Origin of the sequence: Escherichia sp. E1V33 (assembly GCF_004211955.1) — a bacterium.
In the GTDB taxonomy this organism is placed as follows: domain Bacteria; phylum Pseudomonadota; class Gammaproteobacteria; order Enterobacterales; family Enterobacteriaceae; genus Escherichia.
Window position 1 is genome coordinate 1 of the sequence record NZ_RHJI01000008.1, and the last position, 14,234, is coordinate 14,234.

Annotated in this window: 12 protein-coding genes and 1 pseudogene; 3 read left to right on the forward strand and 10 right to left on the reverse strand. The window is 47.9% G+C overall.

All coding sequences use genetic code 11. The features are described from left to right. Nucleotides 1-19: 19 nt before the first annotated feature. The 5 genes and pseudogenes from D9742_RS06850 to D9742_RS06870 form a co-directional block, all read right to left on the reverse strand. A pseudogene (locus D9742_RS06850) lies at nt 20-291 on the reverse strand (hypothetical protein). Nucleotides 292-316: 25 nt separating this feature from the next. Next, the gene (locus D9742_RS06855) at nt 317-1,735 is read right to left on the reverse strand and encodes a DUF1116 domain-containing protein (RefSeq protein WP_130236394.1); all 1,419 of its coding nucleotides are present in this window, start codon (nt 1,733-1,735) and stop codon (nt 317-319) included. Beyond that, the gene (fdrA, locus tag D9742_RS06860) at nt 1,735-3,282 is read right to left on the reverse strand and encodes an acyl-CoA synthetase FdrA (protein WP_130236395.1); all 1,548 of its coding nucleotides are present in this window, start codon (nt 3,280-3,282) and stop codon (nt 1,735-1,737) included. The genes D9742_RS06855 and fdrA overlap by 1 nt, the downstream gene beginning before the upstream one ends. Further along, entirely contained in the window at nt 3,272-4,135 is an 864-nt protein-coding gene (locus D9742_RS06865; protein ID WP_130236396.1) for a DUF2877 domain-containing protein, read from the reverse strand. Before D9742_RS06865 ends, fdrA begins: the two co-directional genes overlap by 11 nt. Before the next feature lie 39 nt (nt 4,136-4,174). After that, nucleotides 4,175-4,780: an ankyrin repeat domain-containing protein gene (locus D9742_RS06870; RefSeq protein ID WP_130236397.1), complete on the reverse strand. Its 606-nt coding sequence runs from the start codon at nt 4,778-4,780 to the stop codon at nt 4,175-4,177. Nucleotides 4,781-5,037: 257 nt separating this feature from the next. On the opposite strand from D9742_RS06870, the gene D9742_RS06875 reads away from it, so the two are divergent. Together D9742_RS06875 and D9742_RS06880 are read left to right on the forward strand one after the other, a co-directional pair. Then, the gene (locus D9742_RS06875; protein ID WP_001013890.1) at nt 5,038-5,535 is read left to right on the forward strand and encodes a DUF1097 domain-containing protein; all 498 of its coding nucleotides are present in this window, start codon (nt 5,038-5,040) and stop codon (nt 5,533-5,535) included. Between the two features lie 91 nt (nt 5,536-5,626). Then, nucleotides 5,627-6,559 (forward strand): LysR substrate-binding domain-containing protein, encoded by a 933-nt coding sequence (locus tag D9742_RS06880; protein ID WP_130236398.1) that lies wholly within the window; start codon nt 5,627-5,629, stop codon nt 6,557-6,559. 41 nt (nt 6,560-6,600) lie between these two features. Here D9742_RS06880 and pdeL read toward each other — a convergent pair whose 3' ends face one another. The 5 genes from pdeL to D9742_RS06905 all read right to left on the reverse strand — a co-directional run bounded on the left by pdeL (nt 6,601) and on the right by D9742_RS06905 (nt 12,925). Continuing rightward, nucleotides 6,601-7,689, reverse strand: coding sequence for a DNA-binding transcriptional activator/c-di-GMP phosphodiesterase PdeL (gene pdeL, locus D9742_RS06885; protein WP_130236399.1), 1,089 nt, complete (start codon nt 7,687-7,689; stop codon nt 6,601-6,603). Nucleotides 7,690-8,692: 1,003 nt separating this feature from the next. Next, nucleotides 8,693-9,388, reverse strand: coding sequence for a lactate utilization protein C (locus D9742_RS06890; protein ID WP_130236400.1), 696 nt, complete (start codon nt 9,386-9,388; stop codon nt 8,693-8,695). Beyond that, on the reverse strand, nt 9,381-10,808 hold the full coding sequence (locus tag D9742_RS06895) for a LutB/LldF family L-lactate oxidation iron-sulfur protein (RefSeq protein WP_130236401.1): 1,428 nt from the start codon (nt 10,806-10,808) through the stop codon (nt 9,381-9,383). The genes D9742_RS06890 and D9742_RS06895 overlap by 8 nt, the downstream gene beginning before the upstream one ends. Nucleotides 10,809-10,818: 10 nt before the next feature. After that, nucleotides 10,819-11,538: a (Fe-S)-binding protein gene (locus D9742_RS06900; RefSeq protein WP_130236402.1), complete on the reverse strand. Its 720-nt coding sequence runs from the start codon at nt 11,536-11,538 to the stop codon at nt 10,819-10,821. 517 nt (nt 11,539-12,055) lie between these two features. Further along, nucleotides 12,056-12,925: an aldo/keto reductase gene (locus D9742_RS06905; RefSeq protein WP_130236412.1), complete on the reverse strand. Its 870-nt coding sequence runs from the start codon at nt 12,923-12,925 to the stop codon at nt 12,056-12,058. 394 nt (nt 12,926-13,319) lie between these two features. Here D9742_RS06905 and D9742_RS06910 point away from each other — a divergent pair, with 394 nt between their 5' ends. Continuing rightward, nucleotides 13,320-14,171 carry a helix-turn-helix domain-containing protein gene (locus D9742_RS06910; RefSeq protein ID WP_130236403.1) on the forward strand — a complete coding sequence of 284 codons (852 nt, stop codon included), beginning with the start codon at nt 13,320-13,322 and terminating at the stop codon, nt 14,169-14,171. Nucleotides 14,172-14,234 lie beyond the last annotated feature (63 nt).

The following is a 14,234-nucleotide window of genomic DNA, read 5'->3' on the forward strand; positions in this document are numbered from 1 at the left end:
ATAAGGCGTTCACGCCGCATCAGGCAATGGTGACAAATGCCTGATGCGCTACGCTTATCAGGCCTACAGATTCTTGCGCCATTCGCAGGCCGGATAAGGCGTTCACGCCGCATCCGGCAATGGTGACAAATGCCTGATGCGCTACGCTTATCAGGCCTACAAATTCTTGCGCCACTCGTAGGCCGGATAAGGCGTTCACGCCGCATCCGGCAATGGTGACAAATGCCTGATGCGCTACGCTTATCAGGCCTACAATTCTCATGCCACTCGTAGGCCGGATAAGGCGTTCACGCCGCATCCGGCATGAACATGTAGGTCAGACGCCGTAACGTTCGCACCAGCCGAGAATGGCTTTCTCGAAGCAGGCGAATGGTGGATGCACAATGCCCGCGCCAATCATGCCGACGCCCGCATCTTTATGGGCAATGGCGGTGTTGATCACCGGCAGAATGCCGCTGCTACCCACGCGGGTGATGTCGATAGCCGACGGCACGCCCATAAAACCGAGCAGCGGAATGGTGACGTTGGGGTTTTCGCCAAGGGTGATTTCGCGCATCTGACGGGAGAAATCGATAGCCTCTTCCACCGTGCCACCCACCAGCGCGACGATTGCAGGCGCGGTCGCCATGGCAAATCCGCCAATACCGTAGGTTTCTGTGATGGCGCTGTCGCCAATATCCAGCCCCGAATCTTCCGGCTTATAACCAGCAAACATCGGGCCGATGACCTGCTGCGCTGGGCCGGTAAACCACTGCCCCGGCAGGCCGCTGACCCGCAGGCCGAACTCGACGCCGTTACGCGCCATGGTGGTAACGACGGTGCTGTATTCGATGCCGTGCGCCGCATCCATCGCCGCTTTACACATCGCCATCCACGTCGGGCCGGAGAAGTAGTCGCTGCTGGCGACAAACTCAAACACTTCGCGCTGTTGCTCGACGGAATAACCTGCCTGAATAATCCCCGGCGTCAGCGCCTGAATCAGCAGCGTCGTCCCGGCGTTATTGCGGTTATGGCACTCATCGCCCATATGCAGCGCCTGCGCCAGCATTAAGCGCAGATCGATTTCGCCGATAATTTTCATCGCGTCGCGCAGTATTGGTCCCTGCACATCACGCATCCAGTTCAGGCGGTCAATCACGCTCTGGTCGTTAGCGCCCATACGCAAAATCTTCGCCATCTGCTCGCTCATATTGGTGTAAGCGATGTTGCCGTAGGTTTTGTTTTTCACGATGTGCATAAACATCGAGGCCGAGGTAACACCCGCCATCGAACCCACGCAGTCGTGCTCGTGACACGGCGAGAAGGTGATCTCCCCGGAAGCCGCCAGTTCAGCCGCCTCGTCGAGATCTTTCGCCAGTCCTTCGAACACCAGCGCTCCGGTGACCGCGCCTTTCATCGCGCCGCACATTTTTTCCCAGGTGATCGGCGGCCCGGCGTGAAGAATGGTTTTCGGCGTCATGCCCGGCACCACGTTAATCGCCTGCTCAAAACCAATCAGCACCGGATGCGACTGGATAATGCGCTCCAGCGCCTGCTGGTTAGCGGCGGCGATTTTGTCTGCCAGCGGTGAATCGGCAATGTTGTCCAGCGCCTGCACCACCTGCATATTGCCCTGCCCCGGCGGCGTCCAGTCGAGTTGGGTCACTTCTACATGCTGCTTTTTCAAATCATCGCTAAACATGGCGATGCCGACGTTAATAACGTTCAACGGTTGGCTAAACAGTGATGGGCTCATCAGGCTTCCTCCCCTTTGCAAATAAATTCACGCGCCAGCAATCCGGTATTGGTGCTGCTGCTTGCCAGAATTACCCCGGCATCAAGCAGCATCTGGCTTTGTTGTTCTAACGATGGCGTATCAAGATCGGTACCCAGCACATAGGCGAGAATGATCAACTCGCGTCCTTCGGCAGCGGCGATCGCTTTCGCTTCTTTGATCGCCTCGATGGTGGAGCCGACCGGATCTTCATGCGATCCAAATCCGAGCACAAAATCCATCACGATCACCGCCACTTCTGGATCGCGCGCCTCTTCGATCAAGCGACTGATGCGGTTGGTGGGGTCAATCATTGGATGCGGCTTGCCGTTGGTGAAGTCGTCATCGCCAAAGTCGAGGAAGGTGTGTTTGATGCTACGGTTGATATCTTGCAGGCGGAATTCAGGATCGGGCTGGATGTTGCTATAGACATCGCCGTGTTTTTCCATCACCGCGAACATGGTTTCGTCACACAGCGTGCCGCCGCAGAACAGGCCACGAATATATTTCTGTTGCGGCTTCAGACGCGCGCGGACATCCGCAATCAACGGCTGGTTAAGGGTATGCAGGTCGAGATGTTCTTGTTTCACGCCGGAGAGCATCACCGCTTTCAGCGCCGCTTCTTTGGTGCCGCGAGCGAACTGTAGCCCCTGCTCATCCACTGGCGTTTCGCCACGACCGAGGAAGCAGACCACCACAGGCTTGCGGCAGGCGCGCGCACGTTCCAGCACTTTGCGGGCCACCGCAGGCGCAGGCGGTTTGGATATAAGCACAATGATTTCAGTTTGCGGATCGTTTTCCAGCATGCCGATGGCGTCGAGCATCATCAGGCCGCCGATTTTCTCGCTCAGGTCGCGCCCGCCGGTGCCAATCAGCTGCGAAACGCCGCCACCAAATTCATGAATGCGGACACTCAACTCCTGACTGCCGGTGCCGGATGCGCCAACAATACCGATGTTGCCGCGACGCACGGCGTTACCAAAGCAGAGCGCCGCGCCGTTGATAATCGCCGTGCCGCAGTCTGGCCCCATCATCAGCAGCCCTTTCTCATGGGCCAACTGTTTGAGCGCCAGTTCATCTTCAACCGAGACGTTATCGGAAAACAGCATCACGTTAAGATCATTTTGCAGCGCCTGACGCGCTTCGCGAGCGGCAAACAGACCGTTGACCGAAATCACCGCCAGGTTACTTTCCGGGATATGCTTTTTGGCGCTGGCAATAGTGGCGTAACGCGCCTCGTGCGAGCCGCTTTGCGCTTTGCTGTTGAACAGTTCTTCAATCTCCGCCAGCAACTGCTCGTTGTCTGCGCCCGCTTTGCCGTTGATGACAATCATCAGGTCGCCGTTTTTCGCCTGCTCAAGCTCCGGCGTCAACAGCCCTAAATTCTTCAGCACGCCTTTGTTCATTTCGGTCGCCATCGCCACAAATGCCTGCTCGACGCCGTCGAGTTTATTTGCACGCGTGGAGATGGACATCAGCGAGACAGAATCAAAATAGGTATTCGGTTTAATGACTATTTTAACTGACATAATTCCCTCCGTAGGTTTGGCTCAGCGCACAACCATCGGCCATGCCATACAGCATGTCGCAGCCGGAACTGGAGCCAATATGTTTAATTTTTTCTATTGCCTGAGTTGCGTTCCCAGGGATGTCATAAATAATGTCGTGAATAAAACGATGAATATTTTCCCGACAGCGTTGTTGTAATGCGGCTTCCAGCGTAATAGCACTTAATAACGTGGTATTTTTTCTGCCGCGTTGCAGACCGAGATAAAATTCCTCTGTGTACTTTTCTGCCGGATGCCCACAAATAAATAAAATAAGTACCAGTCCGGTCAGATAATCGTCGGCTGATGGCGTAAGGCCAATCCCTAACCCCATCATATTAGCCACCGCTAAGGCGATATTTTGTTTATCGTTTACGGCCTGAATAACTGCCCGTCGTTTAATATGTAATTCTTTATTTAACGCCTGATAAAACGGATTATCGCCGCGATAATTAAACAGGGTTTCATTTTCCCCCAGGTGCTGATGAATAATGTCGTGCCACTGTTGCCAGGCGATAAGGTGAAAATTTTCAGCAGTCATTTGCAAGGTTGGGGACAGCCAACGCCGACAACGACTCATCTCTATATGAAGATGTTGACCAACCGTAATCCCTTGATCATCAAACTGAACCTTATCACCATGCCGAAACAGACCATCAAAGTGAGTGAGTGCCAACCGACAACTGTTTGGCGCATTGTCGTACTCTTCACAAAGCAGCGTCAGCAACTGCTGGCGAGCCGGGATTGCGATATTTACCGCTCTGGCAAAGACCTGTTCAACCTGTCCTTGCCCCCGCTGCGCCAGAAAATCCGCATCCGCAGTTAGCGCCCACACACACCGTTTTTCTGGTGTGTTGATAGCAAGCCTCCCGGTTTATGCACCTGCGGCAATCAGTAACTGCGCAATCTCTTCAAAGCCCCGTTCCCGCGCCAGTTCCAGTGGCGTTTTGCCATATTTATCGGTCAGATGCGGGCTGGCACCGTGTTCCAGCAATAACTGCACAATCGCCTGCTGTTTAATACCACCATCATTAAGCACAATCGCTTCCAGTAGCGGCGTCCAGCCTACATGGTTGGTCTGGTTAACGTTAATATCGGTGTGCGCCAAAAGCTCTTTTACAATACTTAAATGGCCTTTTTCACAGGCAGGCGTCAGGCCGACACCGCCGAAACGGGTTACACAATTAAGGTCTGGTTTAGCCGGTAAAATAATTCGTAGTAGGGTTAAATCACCGTTCAGGCAGCTCATTAAAAAGGGATTTAAACTGGTCTGGTCTTGTTTATTAATATCCGCACCGGCATCAATTAATGCCTGAACACAAGCATATTGCTGATATAAACTTGCCAGCGTAATTGCCGTTTTTCCCTGACGATCGCAGGTATTAATATCGACACCCAGCGCAAGGCAGGTTTTTACTTTATCGATATCACCCTGTTGTGCAGCCAATAAATAGTCGGCAGGTAGATTTTTTATACTCATTCACATTCCCCTGGTTTTTGTGGCTGTTTTCGATGAATTGAGAATAGCAACGATAATCTGATAAAAGAACCCGCTTAAATTTAATTCGCCGTATTTCGCCTTTTTGTTGAATGATGTTCAACAATCTTTTCGCAGTGTGCGGTAGTGCAATATTTGTTTCTTTGACCCGATACCCTTTCACTCAATCAGGTTTTATTTCTCTATAGTCTGCACATGTAAGAGTAGCTTTCGTCCATGTCTAACCAGAGGGGAACAAGATGAACGGACTCACGGCAACGGGTGTCACCGTCGGTATTTGTGCAGGGCTTTGGCAGTTAGTGTCTTCACATGTCGGGCTCTCTCAGGGATGGGAATTATTAGGAACCATTGGCTTCGTCGCCTTTTGCAGTTTTTATGCCGCAGGCGGCGGTAAATCGGGGTTTATCAGAAGTCTGGCGGTTAATTATTCCGGGATGGTGTGGGCGTTTTTCGCCGCGCTGACTGCTGGTTGGCTGGCCTCTGTAAGTGGACTGTCCGCGTTCTGGGCGAGCGTAATTACTACCGTACCCTTCTCGGCGGTGGTGGTCTGGCAAGGGCGTTTCTGGTTACTGTCATTTATTCCCGGTGGCTTTCTCGGCATGACGCTGTTTTTTGCCAGCGGGATGAACTGGACGGTGACGTTACTGGGTTTTCTGGCGGGTAACTGCGTGGGGATAATTTCAGAATATGGTGGACAAAAATTAAGCGAAGCGACGACTAAACGCGACGGGTATTAAAAGTTATTCAAAAATGATTATCTATCTTTAACCGATACCTCTACAGTCATAGCTGGAGAAATTCATAGTAGATAATGGCGAGAATGGTTTAATGAACTCAATTTTTACCGAAGAGAATCTGTTGGCATTTACTACCGCTGCGCGTTTTGGCAGCTTCAGTAAAGCCGCAGAAGAGTTGGGTTTAACCACTTCCGCCATTAGCTACACCATCAAGCGTATGGAGACGGGGCTGGATGTGGTGCTGTTCACTCGCAGTACCCGCAGCATTGAGTTAACGGAGTCCGGGCGTTATTTTTTCCGCAAAGCTACCGACCTGCTGAATGATTTTTATGCCATCAAACGCAGTATCGATACTATTTCGCAGGGCATAGAAGCGCGTGTGCGCATTTGTATTAATCAGCTGCTTTATACGCCCAAACACACCGCACGCTTGTTACAGGTGCTGAAAAAGCAGTTTCCTACCTGCCAGATTACCGTCACCACCGAAGTGTATAACGGCGTCTGGGATGCGATTATTAATAATCAGGCCAATATCGCCATCGGCGCACCCGATACACTACTGGACGGCGGCGGTATTGATTACACTGAAATTGGCGCGATTCGCTGGGCTTTTGCTATCGCCCCGGATCACCCGTTAGCCTTTGTGCCGGAACCCATCGCCGAAAGCCAACTGCGTCTCTACCCTAATATTATGGTGGAGGACACCGCGCATACGATTAATAAAAAAGTGGGCTGGTTGCTGCATGGGCAGGAGTCAATTCTGGTGCCAGATTTCAACACCAAATGTCAGTGCCAGATTTTAGGTGAAGGGATTGGTTTTTTGCCGGATTACATGGTCCGTGAGGCGATGGAGCAATCCTTGCTGGTTACCCGACAAATCCATAACCCGCGCCAGGATTCACGCATGTTACTCGCAACCCAGCATTCTGCAACGGGTCAGGTGACGCAGTGGATTAAAAAACAATTTGCGCCAAATGGCGTATTAACGGGGATCTATCAGGATTTACTGCATCGGGAGAATTGATACCACTCAATCTCCCGATGCGTTGTGAATAGCGGTTTAGATCAACCACCTGCTTTCATTACCCATTCAGAGACAAATTTATTACCCGGTACTGGCGGAGAGTACAAATAGCCCTGCAAAAAGTGAACGCCTTTACCGATCATTAAGTCCGCTTGTTCCTGAGTTTCCACCCCTTCAGCCACGATACTCAGACCAGGCTTACGCGCCAGTTCAACAATATTGTCAACAATATGACCGGATATTTCGTCGACACTCGCCATTTGCACAAATGACTTATCGATCTTAATAAAATCGACCGGGAACGCCTGCAAGTAACGATAGGTCGCATAACCCGTACCAAAGTCATCCAGCGCAAAGGTAATATTGTGCTGATGAAGGCTGTCAAATATCGCTCTGGCTTCTGGCGTTACCGGAATAGGGTTACGTTCCGTTAGCTCGAGAACCAGTTTGATTTTATCGTTTCCTAATTTCTTGACCAGGTTCAGGCATTCTTTTTCAAATCCCGCGGCCAAAAAACAACCCGCCGAGACGTTGATACCAATATGGAAATTATCCGGCAGCAAATGTTTTACCGGCATCAGAATATCCGCAGTCTGTTTCATCAACTGGCGGGTCATTATGACGATAAGACCAGATGACTCCGCCAGAGGAATAAACTGATCCGGTGGGATAATTCCCGTTTGCGGATGCTCCCAGCGAACAAGCACTTCACAGCCCGTCAATACCCCAGTCTGTGCACAAAATACCGGTTGGATCCACGGTTTGAATTCGTGGTTTTCCAGCGCCAGACTGATGGCTTCAGGCGTGACGATATGGTGATAGTGGTTGTCATTAATATATCTCTGACTGTTATTACCAGTGGCGGATATGATCTCCGGATTGTACTGAAAGAAAATATCGCGCCAGAAAGTAATATCACTCTGAATCCCCAGTTTCTCAAAGAGTTGTTTCTTTTGATGTGAAATTGTCTTTGCACTGCGATTTCTGTATTGTGATATTTCTGTTACCGACATCCCCTGCATCAGCAGCTTGAGTAGCAGTCGTTCTTTCTCGGATACGTTACCGGGCAATGACAAATGAACCGTTGTACCGAACTCTTGCAGAAAAACACGAAAATCACATGAATCCATGAACACACCTTTTATCTTTTATCGCTGTTCAGTATGAGTTACTACTGGTGGATTCCTGAGCACGCATAAGGGGTAACCATAAACATCAGCGATGCCGTATCTATAACAACAAACACCACTATCGATAAGCTTATCGTTACCTCTAATGTTTACTCAATAACGATTACGTTAAATACCTCAGAAATGTCATCACAAGTGAATCTCAGCAGATAATCACGCAAATTTAATATTTAAAGCCAAAAATTTCAGTCAACTCATTTTGGGTACCAGAGAAGTAGTTTTACTATTTCTATATTTATAATCTACCACTAAGTACTGACTTTCAGTCACGAGCGAAGGCGCATTATATGAATTTAACAATCCAAATCAACTTAAAATATCCCCATCGATATGAACATAGCGTCAACATCCGATTACAAAATGAGTAAAGATGCGTGTTAAACATGCAAATTATTCATGCTATGCTCATGTTTCGATTTCACCAGCTTTAGGGCTGAATCCATTCAGCTTACATTAAAATATTAATGAGAGATTAAGAAAAAATAATATTTCAAACATCCAATAAAATATCACATACAGATAATTAAACCTTAAGTAACATATAGTTATCTTGAATCTGACGCGTTGACTCTACACGCCTTTCTTGAATAAGGTTGCAACTCAAATATGTCGATTCAATTGCATTAAATAAGAATAAGCTTATTGAACAATGTTTTCAGCCCAGTGGTGATTTTAGGCATCAATGTTTCTTTTTATGTTTTTTTATTATTCGCTGTCTGGCAGACCACCAATCTAAACTAATGGCTGCGCTGTATAGATATAACATCTGCGAGAGGATACATGATTATCTACACAGTGATGATGGCACCAGAGGTATAAGAAAGTGCGCCATATCCTGGACATGGCGCAAACTTGTGTCCCGCAGTGCAAATCAGTAATAGCGATATAGTCGCTATCGATGTCTTCTGGCTGCTGAATACCAGAATGATTGCCAATCTCCCTCTCAGCAATCCTCAATAATCAGGTACACCGCTTTCACCGGGCCATGAACCCCAACGACTTTGATAAGTTCAATATCCGCTGTTGAACTGGGACCACTGATGATGTTAATGCAGGACGGCATACGTTCACCGGACTGCGCTTTCTGATGCAATTTTTCTGCAAGTTGCGCCACGCGTGGCAGGATGGTGCTTTTACGCAGGATAAAAATTGAGGACTCAGGGAGCAGACTCAACGAGCGCCCACGCTCAGCAGCGGAAAAAAGCACCACGCCTCCCGATTCTGTTAAGCCATATTCAGCATACACTACGCCAACTTTAGCCTGCTCTGCCTGCGAGATATTCTCGGCACCTTTCAGCGGATCCCACACGGCGGCATTGCATTCCTGCTGTAAACGTTCACTGATCCCCAGTTCTTCAAGTCGCGTGTCACCACTGAGCACAACTGACTCATCTCCCAGCTCTTTACACAAGCGTAATGCAGCTTCTGCGGCCTGCGCCTCGCTGGTCAATTCACAACGCGTCAACATGACATCACGGGCACACTGGATAAACGCGTCACAGCGCTGTTGCTGGTTAAGTTCAGAGAGACGCTCGTTAGCATAGTTGTTAAGCGGCGCATCTTCTGTTTGCGGTTCGAGCCGCAACGGACGCCCCAGTGCCTGAGCAACGTTTTGCAAGAATTCGCTTCGATTATCCATTCTTTTTCTCCTGCGCCTGATGTTTTTTAAACCAACTACGGAAACTCTCGCCGTCAGCTTCAGGAAGATCGCGGGCTTCCATCCAGTCGCTAATCGCACCGATCTTGAGTGGTGTTTTGCCGCCACTGATAAACCAGCTTGCCGCATGAGCGCCTGCCATCATTCCGACTTTCCACAATCCCGGATGACTATTGGCATAAGCGAACATTTTGATCGCCCGTTGCTCTGCTTTCGCGGTGATCCCTTTTTCAGCCATCACCCGACGATGACGCAAAATCAGTTTTGACAGCGGAATACGCACCGGACACACGCTGTCACAGGCCGTGCATAAAGAGCAGGCGTAGGGTAAATCTTTAAAATCTTTATAGCCGCCAAGTAGCGGAGAAATCACCGCGCCGATTGGTCCTGGGTAAATTGAGCCGTATCCGTGACCTCCAATGTGGCGATATGCCGGACAAGTATTCATGCAGGCTCCGCAGCGAATACAGCGCAGCACATCACGAAATTCAGAGGCCAGCACCTCAGAGCGCCCGTTATCGACAATAACCAGATGAAACTCTTCAGGCCCGTCCACATGCCCCGCTTCGCGCGGTCCTGTCAGCCAGGTGTTGTATCCCGTCAAACGTGCGCCAACAGCACTGCGCGCCAGCATAGTGATCAATATATCAACCTCGGCAAAAGTAGGGGCGATACGTTCCATCCCCATCACCGCAATGTGCGTTTTAGGTAGCGTGGTACACATTCGCGCATTACCTTCATTAGTCACCAGGCATACCGATCCGGTTTCAGCTACCGCGAAATTACAGCCGGTTATACCGATTTCGGCACTGAGGAAATCCTCACGGATCTTTTGACGGATGAATAAGGTCATCGCTTCAGGCGTTTCCGGGCCATCGTAACCCAGACGTTCGTGTAGCACCCGGCGGATCTGGTGGCGATCTTTATGGATAGCCGGGACCACAACATGAGATGGCGGATCTTGATCCAACTGAAGAATGTATTCCCCCAGATCGGTTTCAATCACCTGAATTCCGGCATCCTGCAGCACATGATTAACGCCAATCTCTTCGGTCACCATCGATTTAGACTTCACAACTTTCCGTGCATTCTTGCGCTGAGCGACCTGCAAAATATAACGAGTGGCTTCTTCTTTGGTTTTGGCGAAAAAGACGTGGCCACCGTTTTGCGTCACTTTTTCGGAGAGCTGACACAGATAAGCGTCAAGATTACTCAGAACATGATCACGTATCTGGCTGGCACGATCCCGCCACTCCTCCCAGTGACCTAATTCATCCACCATTTTTTGCCGATTTGCCCCAATACGCTGCTGCGCGTTTGCCACCGCTTTGCGCATGATCGGATCTTCAATTTGCTGACGGATGCGTGTCTTGAATTCTGTATTACTGGTTTTGATCGACATCTTTATACCCTCAGCGGCTCATCAGCACTTCAGCAATATGCATCACTTTGACTTTCTGCCCTTCCCGTTGTAATCGCCCACTGATGTTCAGCAAGCAACTAATGTCGGCACCAATTAAATACTCAGGACGGACCTCCATCAGGTGTGAAACCTTTTCTTTCACCATCTCGCCGGATATTTCGGCCATTTTGACCGAGAACGTACCACCAAACCCGCAGCAAGTATCCTGTTCGGCAAAGGGCAACAGCTCCAGTCCGCGTACATTTTTCAGCAGCGTAAGTGGTTCGTCCTTCACCCCCAGTTTACGGGCCAGACTACAGGATGGATGGTATACCGCCCTCCCTTGCAAGCTGGCGCCTACATCTACGACCCCTAATGTATTCACAATAAAAGAAGTGAGATCCTGCATACGCGCGGCAACCTTTTCTGCACGTAATGCCCATTCTGGTTCGTCAGCCAGATATGTTGGGTAACTTTTTACGGCGTAAGTGCAGGAACCGGCAGGAGAAATAATGGGATCGTCGTTATCTTCAAGTGCAGCGATCAGGTTTTTCATCCCTGGAATCGCTTCTTTGATATAACCACTATTGATCGCAGGCTGACCGCAGCATCCCTGTTTCTCAGGAAAATTTATGCGACAGCCGAGTTTTTCCAGTAGCAGCACGGAGTCGCGTGCCATCCTTGATTTCAGTGCATCACCGATACAGGTAACAAAGAAATTTACATTCACAACCAATACTCCATTGCTTCATTTCTATTTATGCCTGATCGCAACCACCCCTTCCGGGTTATCAGACATCAATAAAAATGGCGGCTTTTTTATTGGGTAGCAGAATACAAATTCAAACAGATTTGTATGACAAATCAATAATCCATCATTGGATACCTGGATGCAATAGCTAATTTTATTTCTTTCGGCGCCGCTCACATTTTTATAATGATCGCCACTAACCTTACGGAATCATGCATTCGATATAATAACGTCATGAATACAATAGAATTTATCTTAAATACCCATTTAGAGATACTCATTTGGCATCTATTAAAACAGCTCCCAAATGAGTATAAATGAAATTATTAACAATAATCACACAACCATTAATAATTGTAATTTTATCTTACTGAAGCGATTCAGTTTGTGTTTTATATTTTCATAAAGAGAGCCCGCCTTCGGAAAAACATATAAAAACACCTGCTATAGGTCATATTTTCAAAGTGCGGGTCAGGTGGTATTCTGATAACTCTAATTAGTTATGTATTTTTACGCCAAGACAGCCACGAACAAACTCAGGATTAAAATGTTTTACAGATTCGCCAACATACCCCAGATCAAGTGAGTTTATTTGCTCCATTTCTTTCTCTGTCAGTGAAAAATCCCAGATAGCGAAATTTTCTTCGATACGCTGTTGATGAGTCGACTTTGGAATAACAACCACTCCCCGTTGAATATTCCAGCGTAGAATTACCTGAGAAATCGATTTTTGGTGGGCATTTGCAATACCCTGAAGCAGGCTGTTTTCAAATGGCTTATGTCTTCCACCGCCTAATGGTGCCCATGCTTCAGGTTGCACGTTGTAGTACTGCATAGTTGCCAGCGCTTCTGGTTGGGCAAAATAGGGATGCAACTCAACCTGGTTGACCATTGGCCTAATTCTGACTGTTTCACAAAAGTTTGCCAGAACATGAGGATAGAAATTGGAAACCCCAATCGCTTTAAGTTTACCCTCTTCACAGGCCTCTTCCAGTGCACGCCATGCACTGAAATAATCGCGCATTGCCTGGTGCAATAAATAGAGATCAAAGTATTCAAGTCCCGATTTTTTTAATGATGCTTCAATACCTGCTTTTGCCGTATCCTGATCAACCATATCCTGTACCCACAATTTAGAAGTAATAAATAACTCCTCGCGGGTACAGAAACCTTCCAAAATGGCTTCACGAATAGCGTCGCCGACGGCGTCTTCATTACCATATACCGCTGCAGTGTCGATTAGCCGATAACCGGTTCGGATAGCATTCAACACTGATTGTTTACACACTTCTTTATCGGTAACCTGAAAAACACCAAATCCCATCATCGGCATTTTCAGATTGTTGCTTAATACGGAAAATTCCACCAGCAGTCCCTCCATTACGTATGAATCATTAGTCTACGTTAAAACATGACCGCAGATTAGTATGTGGATTTTGATATCACTTATGTAAAAATTTCATTAATAATAGGGGACTTTAATTTCTCTATTATGGGAAAAATGAAGCAGACACGATGAGATTGATTACCAGCACAAAATTGCCTGATGCGCTATGATTATCATGCCTACCAGAGAATCGCAATATATTGAATTTGCGCTATTTAATAGGCCGTATAAGTTCCGGTATGCACAACCAGCGTTTGTCAAAAATCTGAGATACTGCCAGTCGCCAGGCCTCGGACCTTTCTGTTTTTGATACACTTATTGCCTTTGTCATACGAAAAAAGTGCGAAATGGCGAAGGGTAAATGGAGAATTTTATGATCAGGCAGAAGATTTTGCAGCAGCTCCTGGAGTGGATTGAGTGCAATCTCGAGCACCCTATCTCAATCGAAGATATCGCACAGAAATCTGGCTACAGTAGACGCAATATCCAGCTCCTGTTCAAAAACTTCATGCATGTGCCGCTGGGAGAATACATTCGCAAACGAAGACTTTGCCGGGCAGCTATTCTTGTCCGGCTGACAGCGAAATCTATGCTTGATATTGCACTATCTTTGCATTTTGATTCACAGCAATCATTCAGTCGTGAATTTAAAAAATTATTCGGATGTACTCCCCGAGAATACCGGCTTCGTGATTATTGGGATCTGGAAAATATCTTCCCTCCATTTTTAGCGCGCCAACATCAAAAAACTGATTGCACATTAATCCATTTCCCAGAAACACGTATTTTTGGCAATGCCTTTAAATATGATGTTGAAATATCGAATAAATCACCGGATGAAGAAGTTAAACTGCGACGTCATTATTTAGCCAGATATATGAAAAATTTTAAGACGGATATCTATTTCGTCTCAACGTTTAAACCATCAACAAAGTCAGTCGATTTACTCACAGTTGAAACCTTTGCTGGTACGGTATGTGAAAATGCTGACATGCCGAAAGAGTGGACAACGACCCGAGGACTTTATGCCTCTTTCCGTTATGAAGGAAACTGGGAACATTATCCTGGCTGGGTGCGGAACATCTATCTGATAGAGTTGCCTGCCAGGGGGTTAGCCAGAGTGAACGGCAGCGATATTGAGCGCTTTTATTACAATGAAGATTTCGTAGAAAAGGATAGCAATGATGTTGTTTGCGATATTTTTATCCCCGTTCGTCCGATTTAGTTTGTCGCTATGTCTTATTGAGTTTTATCCTGGCCTGCTACTGTTTAATCAGTATCAGGCCAG